18 protein-coding genes are annotated in these 17858 nt (G+C 47.4%); 11 read left to right on the top strand and 7 right to left on the bottom strand.

All coding sequences use genetic code 11. The features are described from left to right. The 5 genes from U9P07_02615 to ribE (U9P07_02595) all read right to left on the bottom strand — a co-directional run. Window positions 1-499: hypothetical protein (locus U9P07_02615; GenBank protein ID MEA2108301.1), on the bottom strand; the 499-nt coding region annotated here is incomplete at its 3' end. Window positions 500-707: 208 nt separating this feature from the next. Continuing rightward, window positions 708-1181, bottom strand: a complete 474-nt coding sequence (gene nusB / locus U9P07_02610) for a transcription antitermination factor NusB (GenBank protein ID MEA2108300.1) — start codon at window positions 1179-1181, stop codon at window positions 708-710. A 31-nt stretch (window positions 1182-1212) separates the two neighbouring features. Beyond that, window positions 1213-1680 (bottom strand): 6,7-dimethyl-8-ribityllumazine synthase, encoded by a 468-nt coding sequence (ribE, locus tag U9P07_02605; protein ID MEA2108299.1) that lies wholly within the window; start codon window positions 1678-1680, stop codon window positions 1213-1215. Between the two features lie 2 nt (window positions 1681-1682). Next, the gene (locus U9P07_02600; protein ID MEA2108298.1) at window positions 1683-2921 is read right to left on the bottom strand and encodes a bifunctional 3,4-dihydroxy-2-butanone-4-phosphate synthase/GTP cyclohydrolase II; all 1239 of its coding nucleotides are present in this window, start codon (window positions 2919-2921) and stop codon (window positions 1683-1685) included. Window positions 2922-2954: 33 nt separating this feature from the next. Then, on the bottom strand, window positions 2955-3605 hold the full coding sequence (ribE, locus tag U9P07_02595) for a riboflavin synthase (GenBank protein ID MEA2108297.1): 651 nt from the start codon (window positions 3603-3605) through the stop codon (window positions 2955-2957). A 432-nt stretch (window positions 3606-4037) separates the two neighbouring features. Here ribE (U9P07_02595) and U9P07_02590 point away from each other — a divergent pair, with 432 nt between their 5' ends. The 11 genes from U9P07_02590 (at window position 4038) to U9P07_02540 (ending at window position 14974) form a co-directional block, all read left to right on the top strand. Then, entirely contained in the window at window positions 4038-4961 is a 924-nt protein-coding gene (locus tag U9P07_02590; protein ID MEA2108296.1) for a methylenetetrahydrofolate reductase, read from the top strand. Between the two features lie 50 nt (window positions 4962-5011). Beyond that, the gene (locus U9P07_02585; GenBank protein ID MEA2108295.1) at window positions 5012-5692 is read left to right on the top strand and encodes a hypothetical protein; all 681 of its coding nucleotides are present in this window, start codon (window positions 5012-5014) and stop codon (window positions 5690-5692) included. A 28-nt stretch (window positions 5693-5720) separates the two neighbouring features. Further along, the gene (locus U9P07_02580; protein MEA2108294.1) at window positions 5721-6116 is read left to right on the top strand and encodes a (Fe-S)-binding protein; all 396 of its coding nucleotides are present in this window, start codon (window positions 5721-5723) and stop codon (window positions 6114-6116) included. Window positions 6117-6136: 20 nt separating this feature from the next. Further along, on the top strand, window positions 6137-6538 hold the full coding sequence (locus U9P07_02575; protein ID MEA2108293.1) for a cytochrome c3 family protein: 402 nt from the start codon (window positions 6137-6139) through the stop codon (window positions 6536-6538). A 27-nt stretch (window positions 6539-6565) separates the two neighbouring features. Next, the gene (locus U9P07_02570) at window positions 6566-7240 is read left to right on the top strand and encodes a methylenetetrahydrofolate reductase C-terminal domain-containing protein (GenBank protein ID MEA2108292.1); all 675 of its coding nucleotides are present in this window, start codon (window positions 6566-6568) and stop codon (window positions 7238-7240) included. Between the two features lie 93 nt (window positions 7241-7333). Further along, on the top strand, window positions 7334-8884 hold the full coding sequence (locus U9P07_02565; protein ID MEA2108291.1) for a methylenetetrahydrofolate reductase C-terminal domain-containing protein: 1551 nt from the start codon (window positions 7334-7336) through the stop codon (window positions 8882-8884). 108 nt (window positions 8885-8992) lie between these two features. Then, window positions 8993-9529, top strand: a complete 537-nt coding sequence (hpt, locus tag U9P07_02560; protein MEA2108290.1) for a hypoxanthine phosphoribosyltransferase — start codon at window positions 8993-8995, stop codon at window positions 9527-9529. A gap of 316 nt (window positions 9530-9845) precedes the next feature. Further along, window positions 9846-10709 (top strand): methylenetetrahydrofolate reductase, encoded by an 864-nt coding sequence (locus U9P07_02555; GenBank protein MEA2108289.1) that lies wholly within the window; start codon window positions 9846-9848, stop codon window positions 10707-10709. A gap of 88 nt (window positions 10710-10797) precedes the next feature. Then, a complete protein-coding gene (locus tag U9P07_02550) occupies window positions 10798-11184 on the top strand; it encodes a response regulator (GenBank protein MEA2108288.1) in 387 nt (128 codons plus the stop codon). Window positions 11185-11971: 787 nt separating this feature from the next. Next, window positions 11972-13960: a methylenetetrahydrofolate reductase C-terminal domain-containing protein gene (locus tag U9P07_02545; GenBank protein ID MEA2108287.1), complete on the top strand. Its 1989-nt coding sequence runs from the start codon at window positions 11972-11974 to the stop codon at window positions 13958-13960. A gap of 153 nt (window positions 13961-14113) precedes the next feature. Continuing rightward, window positions 14114-14974 carry a hypothetical protein gene (locus U9P07_02540; protein ID MEA2108286.1) on the top strand — a complete coding sequence of 287 codons (861 nt, stop codon included), beginning with the start codon at window positions 14114-14116 and terminating at the stop codon, window positions 14972-14974. 24 nt (window positions 14975-14998) lie between these two features. On the opposite strand, the gene U9P07_02535 is transcribed toward U9P07_02540, so the two are convergent. Together U9P07_02535 and U9P07_02530 are read right to left on the bottom strand one after the other, a co-directional pair. Continuing rightward, window positions 14999-16483, bottom strand: coding sequence for an ATP-binding protein (locus U9P07_02535; protein MEA2108285.1), 1485 nt, complete (start codon window positions 16481-16483; stop codon window positions 14999-15001). After that, on the bottom strand, window positions 16476-17858 hold a 1383-nt coding region (locus U9P07_02530), incomplete at its 5' end, for an ATP-binding protein (protein ID MEA2108284.1). The genes U9P07_02535 and U9P07_02530, both read right to left, overlap by 8 nt.

Genomic DNA, 17858 nt, shown 5'->3' with positions numbered 1-17858 from the left:
TTAAGGAGCGGAGGGTTTTTTTCTCTTTCCCGGGGTGTAGTAAGGGGAATGCAAGCTGTTCATTGATGAGAACCCGCCTGGCTACATGTCGCAGATAGTCAATCTTTTTTTCCTCCGGACTGTTGGCCTCGGGGGCATTGAGAAAGAACTCCTTGTAGTTGGCATATTCTCCTTTTTTATCCAGAAATTGCTGGATATGAGAGTTCTCGTAGGCCAGAAAACGTGGATCAATGGTCTCGGTTTCATAGAGGAACAGGGGCATGAGGCGCAGTCGGCCATCATCAAAATAGGCGGGAATAGTTGAAAATCCCCCGGCGGCCTGGCGTATTTTCCCCTTTTCCAGTAGCCTGGCGGTAATAACCGGCTCCTCTTCGATTTTGCTAATCTGGATTTCGATGGGGGTATTCAAAGTGGTTTCCACCAGGGTTTTCAGGTTGGTCAGGTTTTCCTGATCTTTCTGGCAGGAATCCATGAATTGCTGGTAAAAGTTACGATCCATCTGTAATGCTCCTTTTTTAAGATGTGGGGACATACGACGTGGGGACAGAATTCAATTCTGTCCCCGTGCGAAACACCCCAAGGGCACTTCCTCGCTGTCGCTCAGTAAACATCTGGGACAGCCCCCGGTGAAGCTGGGGACAGTCCCGAGTTTACTAAGGGCGCAAGCGAAGCAAAGGTGCAAACCAGTGCGACAAGCAGCAGAAGCTTTACGAAGATGAAGCTTTTTCCGGGGCATCGTTTTCGCGATTTTTAACCAGAGGATCAGATGCGGGATTTTGTTGTTGGAAAACTTGATCCAAGATACCATTGATGAAGGATCCGGAATCTTTGTCCCCGTAGCGTTTACTGATCTCAATGGCTTCATTAATGGATACTTTTGGTGGGATATCAGGGCAATAGAGCAATTCAAAAACAGCCAGGCGGAGGATGTTACGATCCACATAAGACATGCGGCTCAATTTCCAGTTAAGAGAACAGCCGCTAATGGCCTGATCTATTTCTTTGAGGTGTTTAATCACTCCCTGGGTCAATTGATTAGCAAATGGACGGCTGTCTTTTGACTGGCCGAAATGATCCCAGTAGGTTTCCAGACAGGAACGAAAATCACTGTCTTTGACAATATCCAACATATAGAGCATCTGCAGGGAAAACTCCCTGGCTTTTCGTCGGCTGCTGGTCATAAGTTATGCGGTCTCAATTGTAGCAGAAGGATCAAATATTATGTAAAAGATCAATGGTTTCCAGCAGGCTGACAGCAGCATCCCAGCCTTTATTACCTGATTTGGTTCCGGCCCTTTCTATGGCCTGCTCCACGTTATTGGTGGTCAGAATTCCAAAGGCAATGGGCAGTTCGGTCTCCAGTGACGTCTGGGCAATTCCTTTGCTGACTTCAGCCGAGACGTAATCAAAATGAGGTGTATCCCCTTTAATGACCGCGCCCAGGCAGATAATCCCATCGAATTTACCGCTTTTGGCCAGTTTTTTAGCCACCAGGGGGGTTTCAAACGCTCCTGGAATACGGTATACTTGACAGGAATCAGGATCAACACCATGTCGCTGCAGGGCATCCAGAGCGCCTTCCAGCAGGCGTTCAGTAATAAAGCTGTTGAAGCGACTGATGACCACCGCGATTCGGTATCTTCCACCCTGATGCAGATTGCCTTCGATGTATTGTACCATTGCTATTCCCCTTGCTGACAGTTGTTTTGCTCCGGGTTATCTATAACGCTGATCATATGTCCCATTTTCTCACATTTGGTTTTCATGTAGCCCAGATTTATTTCATTGGGTTCAATTTCCATCGGTACCCGTTCCACAACTTCAATGCCATATCCCTGCAGGCCGATAATTTTTTTGGGATTATTGGTGAGGAGGCGGATTTTTTTCAGGCCGAGGTCAGCCAGAATCTGCGCGCCGATGCCGTAATCACGCAAATCAGGCTTGAAGCCCAGTTCTTCATTGGCTTCAACGGTATCCCGCCCATGTTCTTGCAGACAATAGGCTCTCAATTTGTTGATCAGGCCGATTCCCCGGCCTTCCTGGCGCATATAGAGGAGGACGCCCCGTCCTTCTTTTTCGATCCTTTCCATGGCTGCATGCAGCTGGTCAGCACAATCGCAGCGCAGGGATCCCAGGGTGTCACCGGTAAAGCATTCGGAATGGACCCGGACCAGGGTGGGGTTATCACCATCCAGTTCACCTTTAATCAAAGCTAGATGGTCAAGTCTGTCCACCTCATTTTCATAGGCAATAATTTCAAAATCTCCGTGGCGGGTGGGCAAGTGTGCCTGCACCGCCTTGTGAACCAGGGATTCTTTGCGCATGCGATAGGCGATTATATCGGCAACGGAAATGATTTTCAGTTCATGTTCACGGGCAAATTCCTGTAATTGGGGCATCCGGGCCATGGTGCCGTCATCATTCATGATTTCACAAATGACTCCACAGGGTTTCAGCCCGGCAAGCCGGGCCAGGTCCACGGATCCTTCGGTTTGTCCGGTGCGCACCAGAACGCCACCTTTCCGGGCCCGCAGGGGAAAAATATGTCCCGGGCGGTTTAAATCATGGGGGCCGGCGGCATCATCAATGGCGGTTAAAATGGTTTTGGCCCGGTCGGCTACGGATATTCCGGTGGTGACCCCACGCCGGGCTTCAATGGAGATGGTAAAAGCGGTCTGAAAACTGGAGGTGTTATCGACAACCATGGGCGGCAGATTGAGATAATCAGCTCGCTCCTCGGTTAAGCTGAGACAAATCAAGCCGCGGCCGTTTTTAGCCATAAAGTTAATGGTCTCCGGGGTTACTTTTTCAGCCGCCACGACCAGATCTCCCTCATTTTCCCGGTCTTCATCGTCAACCAGGATGACCATCTTGCCGGCTTTTATATCTTGTAGTGCATCTTCAATTTTTGCAATAATCATTACTTTTCCTTTTCCTTTAAAATAAAACTCAACCTAAGCAAAACCATGCCTTTTGAGAAACGTTTTATCAATAGCTGAAGCAGACCCTTTTTCTTCCTCCACATGAAGGAATCGATAAATATATTTCCCCACCAGATCATTTTCCAGGTTGACAATATCGTTTATCTGTCGCCACCGGAGGGTCGTCCGGTTGAGCGTATGGGGGATGATGGCTAGCGTAAAAGAAGTGGAATCGCAGCTGGCAATTGTCAGGCTGATGCCGTCAATAGCTATGGAGCCTTTTTCAATAACATAGCGAATAAGTTGAGGCGCGGCGGTAATGGTGAAAATGGTAGCATTGGCATCCGACGTGCGTCCGACGATAGTGGCGATTCCATCTATGTGACCGGAGACGAAGTGCCCGCCAAAGCGGCCATTAGCCGCCATAGCTCTTTCCAGGTTAACCGGATCCTTTCGTTGGAGCAAACCAAGTGCGGATCGCTCCTGTGTTTCAGCAGAGACGTCAAAACGTAGAGAAGAGGCGGAAATATCAGTAACCGTCAGGCAAACTCCATTGACTGCGATACTGTCTCCAAGGTGACAGTCCTGGCGAACAAGTTCTCCTTTAACGGCCAAGCTGCCGGAGCCCCGAGTCACGTTAACATCCTCAATGTAACCGATCTCTTCAATAATGCCAGTGAACATGATGTCCGGATGTTGCTATAACAGATTGATAATACAAGCAATAATTATCATCGCGATATAGCAATAATTCTTTTCAGAGTCAAGAAAAAACCGGGCAATACGGATGAAAGACAAGAGGCTATTCAGCAGTGGATGGATCTCGTAGCAGTTAAAACAATCCTTGGTGGGCGATGATGGCGCAATAAATACAATATAAGAAATACTTGACAATGAGTGCTCATTTGGCTTATTAGTGGATGGCGATGGAGAGGGGGGCTCATACAGGCCCGTGATTTATTTCACCATGCTACTTCAGAGGTTTGGAGCCATTGCTTAATTAAGTAAAAGGGATAGTCTGCCGAGGCAGGGGATATATGCTCGGAAAAGCAAGGTCCTTTATTGTAAGCTGCTGTTTTTATTATCTTATAATTTTGAAAAGATGAGGAAATGCAGATGAAGTCTGGAAGTAATCTTGAGAAGGTTTTAACCGCGGGACATTTTGCCTTTACCGGGGAGGTTGGTCCGCCCCGGGGAGCGAATGTCGAGGCAGTCAGGGAAAAAGCGAAACACTTAAAAGGGATGGTCGACATGGCCAATATGACCGATAACCAGACGGCTATGGTCCGCATGTCAAGTTGGGCTGGCTCACTGATTCTGCTGGAGGAAGGGATAGAGCCTAACTTCCAGATGGTCTGTCGGGATCGCAACCGGATTGCCATGCAGAGTGATATTCTTGGTGCTTATGCCCATGGAATCCGGAATATTCTTTGCCTGTCCGGAGACCATCAGCAGTTTGGTGATCATCCCAAATCGAAAGGGGTATATGATGTCGACTCCGTTCAGCTGATCAGCATAGTGAAAAAAATGCGGGATGATGGTATGTTCCTCGGTGGAGATGAACTTAATGGGGCGCCGAAGATGTTTATTGGCGCGGCGGCCAATCCTTTTGGTGAACCTTTTGAGTGGCGTGTCTACCGTCTGGCGAAGAAAGTGGCTGCCGGAGCGGACTTTGTCCAGACCCAGTGTGTCTTTAATATGGAGAGGATGCGCGAGTGGGTTCACCAGGCTAACGACATGGGGCTGACGGAAAAAGTATATATTCTGCCCGGGGTTACGCCGATGAAAAGTGTCGGTATGGCGAAATATATGAAGAATAATGTTCCGGGTATGGATGTCCCGGATGAGATTATTACCCGCTTGCAGGGAGTGGAGAAGAAAAAGGCTGCTGATGAGGGGATTAAAATTGCCTGTGAGCAGATAGAGGAATTCAAAGAGATGAAGGGAATAGCCGGCGTGCATTTAATGCCCATTGAGTGGGAACACAGGGTGCCGGAAATTGCCGAGCGTGCCAACATGTTGCCTCGGCCCCAAGTGTAGATTAAAGGTTTTCATCTCTAGAATGCTTGGTAATGTAATAGGAGGTATCCATGAATGAAATATACGGTCTAGTCCGGGGACCGCTGGCGCTGATTGCCATAGTGGTGTTTGTCGTCGGCCTCATTTTTCAGGCCCGGCAATTTTTCTCCCTGACCAGGGAGAAGCCCGTCGTCCTTCCCCCCGCAAGTCTTCTTGGAAAAATAGAACCGCGAAGTGGTCCAAGCCTTGATGCCATTAATAACAGTATGCTGGGTGTGCATCCGTTCATGACGGTGATCACCACCATTTTTCATGTCTGTCTTGTTATGCTGCCGATTTTCCTGTTGGCGCATAATGTTCTTCTCTATGAATCATTTGGTTTCAGTCTCTTTGTTTTTCCCGAATTGGCGGCCAATATCCTCACGGTGTTGGTGTTTATGGGAGGGATTTTTTTCTTTTTGCGCCGCATCTTTGTCTATCGGGTCCGGGCCATTACGACCCTTTATGATTACATCATACTGTTGATAGTTGCGGCCCCTTTTTTAACCGGATACATGGCTACCCGCCAGTGGTTTGATTATGACACCATGCTGATTCTGCATATTCTGTCCGGGGAAGTAGTGCTGGTGGCCATTCCCTTTACCAAACTGAAACATGGGCTTTTGTTTTTTCTCTATCGTTACCTGATGCGTTATGAATACAGCCTGGGGTCGGGAACGAGGGTCTGGTCCTATTCTAAATCAGTGAAATAAATCAGAGAGCGAAAAGGGAGTAAAGTCAATGGCTGATCAAGAGAAAAAACCAGTTGATACGGCAGCGATTGCCGGCATGCTGAAGAAAAAAGAACCGGAAATGAAGCGTATCCTGAATTACTGTGTGCATTGCAGTATCTGTGCTGAGAGTTGTTTTTTGTATATGGCTCATAATGGGGATCCCCAGTACATGCCTTCTTTTAAGGTCATTAATTCCCTGGGCAAGCTGTACAAGAAAAAAGGGAATGTTGACCGGAAATTTCTGGAAGGAATCAAAGGTCTGGTCTGGGGGAATTGTGCGCTTTGCCATCGCTGTTACTGCCCTATCGGGATTGATATTCCCCGGATGATTGACTTTACGCGGAGTATCTGCCGATCTGAAGGGGTATATCCACAACAGGATGGGGGCGAAAGTTGGCTATAACGGCAAAGGAGAAAAGGAAGATGAAAGAGAAGAACTTGATATATGTGCTGCTGGGGGTGATGCTGATGTTAGTATATGCCTCTACGCTGTGGGCGCAGTCGGAGACGATAGTCATAAAAAATCCGGAGGTATTTAAGCATGCACAACGGCCCGTGGTTACTTTTCCCCATGAGCAACACATGGAGGTTTTAGAATGTCTCGATTGTCATCATCGGTATGAAAAAGGAGAGAATGTCCTGGATGAAGATACGTTGGAAGAAGGAAATGCCGATATCCGCTGTGCCAGCTGTCATAATTTGAACGCCCGGCCGGGGTTGCGGCACGCCTATCATCGCAAGTGTACCGGATGTCATACAAAAACAGGGAAGGAAGGGAAAAAAACCGGTCCCCGGACCTGTGGCGGCTGTCATGTCAGACAATAAATGAATCTTTTTTGAACGGAGGAAAAAGTGATTATAGCTGAGAGAAAACCCCTTGAAGAGATCAAGGATATGGTTAAGGATTATAAAAAGGTTCTGAATATCGGTTGCGGTGGGTGTACATCCATTTGCCTGGCCGGGGGGCAGAAAGAGGTTAATACCCTGAATGCCGATCTGAAAAAAGATCTCAGTTCGGAAAATATTGTTCTTAATATTGATGCTTTTGTCATTGAAAGACAATGCAACTATGATTTTTTTGAAGCCCTGGATGAAATGGTCGCCAATTATGACGCCGTGGTTTCCATGGCCTGTGGGGTTGGAGTGCAATTTGTGGCTGAACGCTATCCTGAGACCCCGATATTCCCGGCTTTGAATACCGTTTTTTGCGGTGCTGATCGTGATATTGGCTGGTTTGAAGAAAGTTGCCGTACCTGTGGGGAATGTGTGCTGGCGGAAACCGGCGGCATCTGCCCGGTGACCCGCTGTGCCAAGGGCCTTTTCAATGGCCCCTGCGGGGGCACCAGGCTGGATGGTACCTGTGAAGTGGATAAAGACACTCCCTGTGCCTGGTATGAAATTCACAAACGCCTGCAGGCCCAGGGGCGACTGGAAAATATCATCAACGTGAAGCCGCCGCGGCAGTGGGAGAACCAGACCCGAAGAAGCCTGGTGCAGGAAGATTACAAACAAAGATATATCGGGTGATCTAAAAAAATAGTTATTTTAAACGCCCTGATTTGTGCCCATTGAAAGAACGGTGAGGTCTCATGAGGGCGTTTTTTATTGGGGGGGGGGGGAATGGAAAACAGTTATAAGCAATCATTATGCAACAAAGATCAGTTCTCCGTCGACTGGGAGGTAGTTCCGGGACGAGGGGCTTTTGAGAAAGCCCAGGAAGATTTTGTTGTTAAGGCTGAACAGGCGGCTAAATCCGGAAAAATTCAGGCTTTGACCATTACTGACAATCCGGGAGGAAATCCCTCTGTCTCGGCTGAAATTATGAGTATTGAAGTGAGTAAACTGGGTCTTCAGCCGATGGTTTATTTTACTTGTAAAGATAAGAGCCGAAATGAGCTTGAAAATCTGTTGTATGGTCTGGAACGGATCAAGGTTGCCAACCTGCTGGTTATGAGTGGCGACTATCCGGCTGCCGGTTTTCAAGGACGTTCGCGTCCGGTGTATGATCTGGATCCGGTTCATGTCCTGCAATTGATCGGTGAAATGAATGAGGGCATGGAGTATCCCGGGATGAAAGGCCCGATCAAGATAAAGCCAACGGGTTTTTTCCCGGGGGTGGTGGCGTCTCCTTTTAAGAAACTGGAATCGGAACAGTTGCTCCAGTATTATAAATTGAAGAAAAAAGTGGATGCCGGGGCGCAATTTGTTATCACCCAGACTGGGTATGATGCGCGTAAATTTCAGGAATTGATTCAGATCAAAAAGAGATATGGTTTTGAGGTGCCGTTCATCGGCAACATTTATATTTTGCCGTTTGGCGCCGGTCGGGTAATGAGTCAGAATATGGTTCCCGGGTGTGTGGTGACTCAGAAACTTGTCGATTCCCTGGATCAAGAACGTAAGGCTAATGATAAAGGGAAAGGCGACCGCTTATTGCGTGGAGCAAAAATGTATGCCTTTTTAAAAGGTATGGGTTATGATGGCGTTCATATCAGCGGCCTTGGGGTGAAGTTTGAGGATGTTAACTATGTAATTGAAAAGGGCGAGGAGCTGGCACCCAACTGGCAGGATGTGGTGGCTGAATTTGACCTTCCGCAAAAAGGTGGTTTTTACTACTTCATGAAAGATGAGAAAACCGGCCTGAATACTGAAGAAGAGGCTCCCTGTCTGGCACCTCCCGAGGCTCCCTTCAGTTACAAGTTTTCCCGCATGATGCATAATTTTATGTTTGAACCTGATGGCATGATGTTTGGCCTGATGAGAAAAATATGCGAGAAGGCTGATAATGGCGGTGCGTTTGGACTTTTTTCCCGTTTTACTGAACGTCTGTTGAAAACAGCTCTTTTTGAATGTATGGATTGCGGTGATTGTGCCTTGAACGATGTCGCATATCTTTGTCCCATGTCCCAGTGTCCGAAAAATCAGCGCAACGGTCCCTGTGGGGGCAGTTTTGAGGGTTGGTGTGAGGTTTATCCCGGTGAAAAACAGTGCGTCTGGGTGCAAGCCTATGATCGTTTGAAAAGAAATGGTGAGCAGGATACGATTGAAAGTAATGTTGTTCCGCCGTCTGACTGGGATCTTTTTCATCGGTCGTCCTGGGTAAATTACTTTATGGGACGTGATCATTCGGCTAAAAAGATTGGTATACAGCCCCCGCCTCAAAAAAAGTAAATACGGGTTTTTCTGTAGCCTATATTTTTAAAACCGGTTAAATCCCTAGCAATAAGGCGGTTTAACCGGTTTTTTTTTGGTTCCAAATCTTTTGGAGAACTGATTACGATGGATAAATTCCTAGATGAGCATCAGATTGAGCAGATTATTGAACATCTGGCCTGCCAAATTGCCGCCGATCAGGCTGACGGTCAGCCACTTATGGTTGTTGGTCTGCTGAAAGGCTGTCTGCCGTTCATGGCTGATCTCTGTCGATCTCTGTCGGGGTTTGGTGTTCGTCTTGAGATGGAATATCTCCGGGTTAAAAGTTATCTCGGCAGACGTTCCAGTGGCACTGTGCAGATTTTAGAACTGCCGGAACTGGATCTGGTGGGCAGAGAAATTCTGCTGGTTGATGATATTCTGGATACCGGATTGACTCTGCTGGAAGTCACCCGTTTTTTTCGTGAACGGGGGGTTGGCAGGGTCAGAACCTGTGTCTTGCTTGGCAAGGAAGGGCATGATGCAAGTGCGGTCGATTACCTTGGGACCACTATTCCTGATGTTTTTGTCGTCGGCTACGGATTGGATGATGCTGAAAGATATCGGGAATTGCCTTATATCGGGATAGTGAGCCAGGATAAACCGGATGCTACGTGCTTGTAAATTGAGCAATTTCCGGGCTAACAAGTTTCCATCCGGAAACCAGTGTTTCCGGATGGGCAATCAGCTTTCAGCTTTCCGCGGTCAGCTTAATCATCTGTTTTTCCATTGTTTTACTGACAGCTGACGGCTGATCGCTGAAAGCGTTCATCAGGAAATGAATGTTTCCGGATGAACACTAACAAGCTGTCAGGGTTAGATCCAGGCCTTTTTTCTTGACTAAGCGGAAAATATCAGTCATAAAAAGGAAAATTCGGAAAATATGGAATTTCTCTAGAGTAATTCCGACTAATCAGGCCTATCTACTGGAGGTAAGCAGATGAGCTTAAAGAACAAATTAGAAGCGGGAGAATTTTCCCTTCTGGCAGAAATAGAACCCTCTAAAGGGGTTGATGTTGTGTCTATGATTGCCAATGCCCGGCAGGTAAAAGACAAGGTGACGGCTTTCGTGGTCCCCGAAATGAGTAATGCGGTAATGCGCATGAGTGCTCTTGGAGGGGCAATGATTCTGCAGAATGAAGGTATGGAAACGGTGATGCAAGTTAACTGCCGGGATCGTAACCAGCTCGCCCTCCAGGCGGACCTCCTGGCTGCTGGTGCCTGTGGGATATCCAATATTATTGCGGTCCCCGGTGAAGACCCCAGCGTTGGGGATCATCCTCAGGCAAAAGCGGTTTATGATCTTGGGCTTCCTGAATTGTTGCAGGCAGCCCGGGAACTGAATAATGGCAGGGATATGGCCGGTAATCCTCTCTCCGGCTCTCCTGCTTTTTTGCTTGGCGCAACGGCAAATGCAGGGTGTAAAGGAGAGGCTTTGGACCGGGAAATAGAAGAAGTTAATAAAAAAATAGCCGCTGGTGCCCAATATATTGTTACCTCTCCGATTTTTGATTTGGAATCTGCTGAAGCCCTGGCTAATGCAATTAATTGCCAGAAAACGAAAGTCATTCCCACTGTATTGTTGCTTAAATCAGTTGGAATGGCTCGCTATATCAGTCAAACTCAGGAAAATATTTCTATTCCTGACAGTATCATTGACCGCATTCGAAAATCTGCCGATAAGGCAAGTGAGTGTGTCCGTATTGCCAGGGAAGTGATTGCGGTACTGGAAGATGCCGGTTTTGGTGGTGTCATGATTTCCACTGTTGGCTGGGAACATAAACTTCCGGAAGTTTTGTTATAAGAAACGGTAAATAATAGTGGAATTCCATGATTATTGGTCTTCCGATGAGGTTGCTAGTTTTCATTACGGCTTAAGTAAGGAGGCATAGATGAGTGACAAAAAAAGAATTCTGGTGGTGGATGATGAGCCTGATTTTTCTTCCCTGGTGAAAGCCAATCTTGAAGCTGATGGTTTTGAGGTTGAGCAGGCTTATGATGGTGTTGAAGGACTGGAAAAAGTCAAGGCTAATCCCCCGGATGCCATTGTTTTGGATGTTATGATGCCGGAAAAGGATGGATACAAGGTCTGCGCCGAGCTTAAGGCTGATCCTAAATATGCAGATATTCCCATTGTTATGTTAACTGCCGTGGCTTCCCATGTGGGGTCAACCCGCTACTCACACAGTGGGGGAATGAGTATGGAAGCTGATGACTATCTTCCCAAACCAGCATCAGCGGCACAGATTCTTAAAAGCGTCAAAGGCCTTGTTGAATAATAGAAAACTTGTGGGCATGTCTTTTATTGTCCTGATTGTACGATGGGTTGCAGCCTCAATATGGTATTGTACTAAAACCTCCCGGTTTCGTATCTTTTACGAAACCGGGAAGTTTTAGTGCCTTGCAGGTTGTTTTCTTGTTTTTTAACAAGAAAACGTTAAGTGCTTCACGGGTTCTTTGCCGTCAGGCAAAGGTTCCGATGAAGAAACTTATGCAAGGCTCTGATAAGAGCACTTATTTGCGGGCCGATAAAGCCCGTTTGGGTTGCGGGATCTTTCCCGCATTAGGGCTTTAATTATTTATGCTATGATTCGCAGCAGTAGAGGTGATGATCAACGGCCACAACCGTAAAAGCGGTTCCCAGAGCGATTTTAAGGTAAATTTATATCCCTTAAGTTGCCAATACTCAAGTGAGCAGTTGACGGGTTATTTCCCCAAAGAAAAAAATTCCTGCCTGCCTGTGAAAAATCTAACAACATTCTTGTTGTTTCCCTTTCCTGTTTATCTATTTCAACCTCCACTATTTATATCAGACAGTTGATAAAATCGTAACGGGAATGGACAATTATGTTGAAATGTATGTACTATATTGTGTGTTTCAGGGTTTTTCAAGAATCGGTCAGTTGCGCTTTGTCAGGAGAGAAAAGGCCGTCGGCATCAGTATTGAAGAGATGTTATGAAGCCATTTCAGCGACAAGAACGGTGCGCTTAATTATGTGGTCCCGGTAGATCCGGGTGAGGATGAACCTTTTGATGATGTAAGGTTGTTTTTACAGGAGATCCAAGATGGAAAAAACAAACAAGAAAATCAGAGTCCTGGTGGTTGGCAGCGAATCGGCTTTCCATGAGATGATTGGCAAGAGCCTTGAAGATCAGTTTGAAGTTCTCACTGCTTCAAGTGAAGACGAGGGATTATCCCTGGCCAGGAATGAGCGTCCGGATGCTATTGTGCTGGGTTATCTGGAACCTCGAGGTACTTCTTTTCAGCTGCATAAAAAATTACGTAGTGGTTGGTTAACCAAGCATACTCCTTTGCTGATTGTTGAAATTGGCAGCGCGGAACTCTCCCAGAAGGGATGGACCAGGCAGGAAGCTCTGGAGATGGATGCGGATGACTATATTACCATTTCCCCCGATGATTCGACTTCTATTGCCCGCTTGCGGGAATCTATCGGCTTAGCTGAAAAGATTACCGTCAGAATGAGCGAAAGGGAAAGCGTTCTCAAGGAAAAACTGCTTGATCCCAATGCTTTCTGTGTTACCTGGGAGCAGATCCCCGGTCGTGGTGCTTTTGAAATACAGCATGAAGAAGTTATCGATAATGTTGCCAAGGCCGCAGCTGGCGGTAAGATTGATGCCATCAGTGTTACTGACAATCCCGGCGGGAATCCGGCATTGTCAACCGAGATGTTGTGTGTGCAGATTAAGAACGCTGGGATGGAACCCTTGGCCCATTTGGCTTGCAGGGATAAAAACCGAAGTGAAATCGAAAGTCTGCTCTGTGGGCTGGCCGCTGAAGGGGTGAAAAATGTTCTGGTATTGACCGGTGACTACTCCGGTAGTGATGCTTTTGAGGGTTTGGCAAAACCGGTATTTGACCTGGATCCTCCCAATGTTTTGCGCCTGGTTGAGAAAATGAATGCAGGTCTGGAACATAAGGCAATGCGCAAGACCGTAAAATTGGCCGCCACCGACTTTTTTGCCGGTGCCTGTGTTTCCCCTTTCAAAAAACTTGAATCGGAATTAATGGGACAGTATGCCAAGCTGAAGAAAAAGATTGAGGCCGGGGCCAAGTTTATTATTACCCAGGTTGGTTATGACGCGAGGAAATATCACGAGTTGTTAACCTGGTTGCGAGTCAATAACTACAATATTCCGGTCTTTGTTAATATTTATGTGCTGCCCTATGGGGCCGGCAGGTTCATGAATTCCAATGGTATACCCGGCTGCGTGGTAACTGACAAATACCTGGCCGAACTGGCGGAAGCAAAAAAGGCCGACGATAAAGGCAAAGCGGCAATGCTGCTGAAATCCGCCAAGATGTATGCTTTTGCCAAGGGTATGGGGTGTGCCGGAGCCCATATCGGTGGCCATGGGATTACTTATGAACAGGTGGAATACATCATTGACAAAGGTGAGGAACTGGCTGCCAACTGGGAAAGCCTGGTGCAGGAATTTGACTACCCCCAGGAAAACGGTTTTTATCTTTTCGAGAAGGATGAAAAAACCGGCTTGAATACCGATGAGTATGCCCCGCGGCCCTCGAAACCCTCGATTCCTTTTATCTATCGCTTTTCGCGCGTAGCTCACCATCTTCTTTTTGAAGAAAAGAGTGCGGTCTATAAGACCATGAAGCCCATAGCCGCCTGGCTGGACAATACTCATGCCCCCAAACATATATTTGATTTTTTTGAGCATATGTCAAAAGTTGCCATGTTCAACTGCATGAACTGTGGTGACTGTGCCTTGTTTGATACGGCCTATGTCTGCCCCATGTCCCAATGCCCGAAAAGCCAGAGGAACGGACCTTGTGGGGGCAGCTATGATGGCTGGTGTGAGGTGTACCCCAATGAAAAAAAATGTATCTGGGTGCAGGCTTATGACCGCTTAAAACCATACAAAGAAGAGGGTAAAATAGCGGAATATACCGTTTCCCCCTGTGACTGGAACCTGTGGCAAAGCTCTTCCTGGCTTAATTTTTATCAGGGCAGGGATCATACAGCCAAGAGATTGGGGATCAAACCGCCTCCCAAGAAGGATTCGCCTAAAAAGTAAAGGTGAATAATTTGTAAATGCTCTGAAAACCCTGCTGCGCTGCCATTTGGTGTGACAGGGTTTTTTAATCAGGCAAGGAACTTCCCCAGTGGTTATCCCTTTTCTCCCAGGGCAGGTGGGGTGGCTGTCGATATTAAATGGAGGAGTTGGATAGTGTATACTGTCACTGCGGCAAGTAAACACCCGGTCAAGGTTTTTGCTTTTTTAAGCGATGAACGAGTATTTACCTCAAAGGCGCCAGCTGTTTATCGTGCGCTGATGGAATTGGTTGGCATCAGCGGTACCTACACGGCTTTTATGGTGGAACCAGAGGATCTTGAAGCCGCGGTGCAGGGCTTGGGGGTGTTGCATATTGCCGGGGCCAACATTGGCATTCCCTATCAGGAACAGATTATCCCCCACCTTTTTGCCCTTTCCGAAGGGGCAAAAATCATTGGCGCGGTCAACACTGTCGTCCGTCATGGGCGCTATTACAAAGGTTTCAACACCAATGCGCTAGGTCTTATTGATGCTCTTGGGGCTGCCGGTTTTAAAACGGCAGCCTGCAAATCCGCCCTGGTTGTCGGCACCGGTGGGGCTGCCAGAGCGGCAGTCTTTGTCCTTAACTGGCTGGGTATTCCGTCAATGGTCGTCACTGGCCGACAATTGAAAAATGCCCAAAAAATTGTCGCTCACATCGGTGGAGGGCAGCCAGGTCTTTTGGCATCTCTTGCCGACCAACCCATAACGGCAAATATTGTTATCAATGCTACATCCGTTTCCCATGCCGATGAAGCGCCGGATCTGGCAACTTTGATCAAGCAGGTTGATCTGTGCGACGGTCAAATGGTGGTTGATTTCAATTACGACAAGCAGCCTAATATATGGCGGGAGCTGGCTGATCGGCAGGGGCTCATGTTTATGGACGGTTTATCTATTCTCGGGCATCAGGCCACGCATGCCCTGGCTCTGTTTTGGCCCGGACTGAAAATTTCACCGGCAATGGTGGCTGCCGCCATTGAAAAAATTACCTGATCCGGATGGCGAGATATTTCCTGGTTATTCAAACGCAGCTTTTGCCGGCAGCAAGACGGTAAAAGTACTGCCCTGGTCCGGTTTGCTTTTGACCGTGATTGTTCCCCCCATTTTATCCACCAGGCCTTTGACCAGGGAAAGCCCCAAACCGGTACCGGTAATATAGCGGGTTTTATCGGTCTTCACCCGGAAAAATTTATCAAATAGTTTATCCAGTTGGCGGGCTTCGATGCCAAAGCCATTGTCTGTAACTTCCACCTGTATCTGATCATTAACCGGCTGTGCTTTGACGGTGATCTCGCCGCCTTCCTGGGTGTATTTGATGGCGTTGGCGATCAGGTTGCCAAAAATACTTTCCAGAGCCATGGGATCGGCAAGGATTTTTGGCAGTGAGGTCTCGGGCAGTTCAATAGTCAGGTTTTGCTTGCGGCTCTGGGCCTGGGCGGTAATGAAATCAACAATATTGCGCAACAGTTCATCCACGGCAACCGGTTTTAAGTCCTGGCCCACATGACCGGCCTCGATCCGGGAAAGATCGAGTAAATCACCAATCAATGATATCAATCCCTGGGTTTTTTCCCGGGCCCGGGAGAGGAGATATTGTTCATTATCGGGGGTTTTCTCCACCATCACCAGTTGTTCATGGATTGTTGAAAGGGGCGATCTCAGTTCATGAGATACCTTGGCAACAAACTCCGATTTCAACTGGTCCAGGGCTTTCAGGGCCGTCACATCAGAAAGAATAACCACCGCTCCTAAACAGTCCTTTTCTTCATTGACAATTGCCTGCCCCTCGGCCAGCAGAAATTTGTTGTCCGCTAAAGCAAATTCATAGGTTGGCGGTTCTTTCATTTTTTTACAACCACCTTCATTTATTCCCCGGATCATTTTACAAAAACCATCATCTTTAATGTATGCTTCAATCTGCTTTCCCGGCTTAAAGTTCGCGTCCAGGCCAAGATACCAGAGAAAGGCCGGGTTCATCAGCACCACCACACCTTCGGTATTAGTGACCACCACGCCACTGGGCAAGGCTTCGATAATGGTTCGGGTCCGACTTTTTTCGGCATCCAGATCGGCCAGTGTTCTTTGTCGTGCTTTTTGCAGTTCTTCCGTCTCCCGCAATAAGTTTATCTTTTCCTGGGCCCGGCGGACGACAATCCGCAAATGGTCGGGTTCGTATGGCTTGGGGATAAAATCATAGGCACCTTTTTTCATCGCTTCAATGGCTGTTTCTACGGTGGCAAAACCGGTAACCACGATAACGACAATGTCTGCATTGATCTTTTTGATATGTCCAAGAACTTCCATGCCATCCATGCCCGGCATTTTAAGATCGAGGAGAACAATGGCGACGGGATCTTTTTTCAGGATTTTTAATCCTTCATCACCCCGGGCTGCTTTGGAAACCGTAAATCCCATGCGCACCAGAATTCGTTCCGACCCATCCCGAAGATCCTGTTCGTCATCAATCACTAAAACGTGTAGAGGATTGAGCTCTTTATCCATTGTTCTCTCCTGCTATTTCCTGGGTTGCCAGGGGGAGGGTTATAATGAACGTTGTTCCTTCGCCGGCCTTGCTTTTGGCGATAAGGTTGCCACCGTGGTTTTCGACAATGCCGTAAACCATGCTTAATCCCAGACCAGTCCCCTTGCCCTCCTCTTTGGTGGTGAAAAAAGGGTCAAAAATATTAGGTAAGATATCACTGGGGATGCCAGAGCCGGTATCAGAGATCTCAATGCACAGGCGATCACCATGTGAGGGCAGCCAGCAGAAAGGATATTCCAACACCTGGGTATCATCATCTTCTTTGTACATCCGTTCTCCGGTGGCCGGCAAGCGGGTACTGATGGTCAATTTTCCCTTGCCTTCCATGGCATCGACGGCATTAAGGATGATATTCATTAACATATGATTTAATTGTTGGGTATCACCCTGCACCAGCGGAAGCGCTTCAGCCAGATTTTTTTCTATCTCGATATTATGGAAAATAGGTTGGTTTTCAAGCAGAAACATAGTTCGATTGATAGCCTTGTTGATATCACAGGGCTGCATAAACTGGCGGGTCTGGCGGGAAAATTCCAATAGTTCTTTGACCGTATCCCGACATCTTTCTGCGTCTCTCAAAATGCGGCGCAAATCTTCCTGGACTTCTGCAGCTAAATTATTTTCTTCCATAATTAATTTGGTAAACAGGATAATTCCCCCCAAAGGATTATTCAATTGGTGGGCAACGCCGGCTGCCAGTTTGCCGATGGAGGCCATCTTTTCCGACTGCAGCAGCTGGTGCTGAGTTTTCTCCAATTCTTTTTCCATTTCGATGGTTTCCCGCAGATCACGGAAAAAACCGATTGTCGCCACTTCCTGATCATCTTTATAGACGATGGAGGCGTTGAGCCGTACCGGAATTGTTTCTCCTTTTTTGCCCCGCAGTTCGACATGGTGGGCTTTTAATTTTCCTTTGCCACCGTATTCTTTACTGCGGAGTTTACGCATTACATCGGCTGCCTCGTTTTCATCAACATAGATATTCCTGACATTAAGTTCTTCAAGGGCTTCGTCAATGTCGTACCCCAGGATCTCTGAAACTGAGTGATTGAAAATAACCAGTTTGCCGGTTCTATCGGCGGCCACGACGCCATCCACCGAACTTAGCAGAAGATTGTGCAAAAAAGTACTGGATTGGTTCATCTGCTCTTCCAGCCATACCTGGACCGGCAGGTCAAAATCCACCATGACCAGGGCGTCGATTTCATCATCGGAGAGCAGGGGGTAGCTGAAAATACAGGCTATTTTTTCCTGGGAGATGTTATGACTGCCAAGGAAGGTGGGAATGCGGGTCTGCAAAGATTCCAGGGCTGGGCAATGTTCGCAGGGACTTGG

The organism is Pseudomonadota bacterium, assembly GCA_034660915.1.
Lineage (GTDB): Bacteria > Desulfobacterota > Anaeroferrophillalia > Anaeroferrophillales > Anaeroferrophillaceae > DQWO01.
This window is presented reverse-complemented; position numbering and strand designations above follow the sequence as displayed.

Excerpts from the sequence above, each read along its gene's own strand:
- U9P07_02565 (MEA2108291.1), top strand. The coding sequence starts at position 7,334 with ATGGAAAACAGTTATAAGCAATCATTATGCAACAAAGATCAGTTCTCC.
- nusB (MEA2108300.1), bottom strand. The coding sequence starts at position 1,181 with ATGACCAGCAGCCGACGAAAAGCCAGGGAGTTTTCCCTGCAGATGCTC.
- U9P07_02535 (MEA2108285.1), bottom strand. The coding sequence starts at position 16,483 with ATGGATAAAGAGCTCAATCCTCTACACGTTTTAGTGATTGATGACGAA.
- U9P07_02590 (MEA2108296.1), top strand. The coding sequence starts at position 4,038 with ATGAAGTCTGGAAGTAATCTTGAGAAGGTTTTAACCGCGGGACATTTT.
- U9P07_02585 (MEA2108295.1), top strand. The coding sequence starts at position 5,012 with ATGAATGAAATATACGGTCTAGTCCGGGGACCGCTGGCGCTGATTGCC.
- U9P07_02575 (MEA2108293.1), top strand. The coding sequence starts at position 6,137 with ATGAAAGAGAAGAACTTGATATATGTGCTGCTGGGGGTGATGCTGATG.
- U9P07_02545 (MEA2108287.1), top strand. The coding sequence starts at position 11,972 with ATGGAAAAAACAAACAAGAAAATCAGAGTCCTGGTGGTTGGCAGCGAA.
- U9P07_02550 (MEA2108288.1), top strand. The coding sequence starts at position 10,798 with ATGAGTGACAAAAAAAGAATTCTGGTGGTGGATGATGAGCCTGATTTT.
- ribE (MEA2108299.1), bottom strand. The coding sequence starts at position 1,680 with ATGGTACAATACATCGAAGGCAATCTGCATCAGGGTGGAAGATACCGA.
- U9P07_02600 (MEA2108298.1), bottom strand. The coding sequence starts at position 2,921 with ATGATTATTGCAAAAATTGAAGATGCACTACAAGATATAAAAGCCGGC.
- U9P07_02580 (MEA2108294.1), top strand. The coding sequence starts at position 5,721 with ATGGCTGATCAAGAGAAAAAACCAGTTGATACGGCAGCGATTGCCGGC.
- hpt (MEA2108290.1), top strand. The coding sequence starts at position 8,993 with ATGGATAAATTCCTAGATGAGCATCAGATTGAGCAGATTATTGAACAT.
- U9P07_02555 (MEA2108289.1), top strand. The coding sequence starts at position 9,846 with ATGAGCTTAAAGAACAAATTAGAAGCGGGAGAATTTTCCCTTCTGGCA.
- ribE (MEA2108297.1), bottom strand. The coding sequence starts at position 3,605 with ATGTTCACTGGCATTATTGAAGAGATCGGTTACATTGAGGATGTTAAC.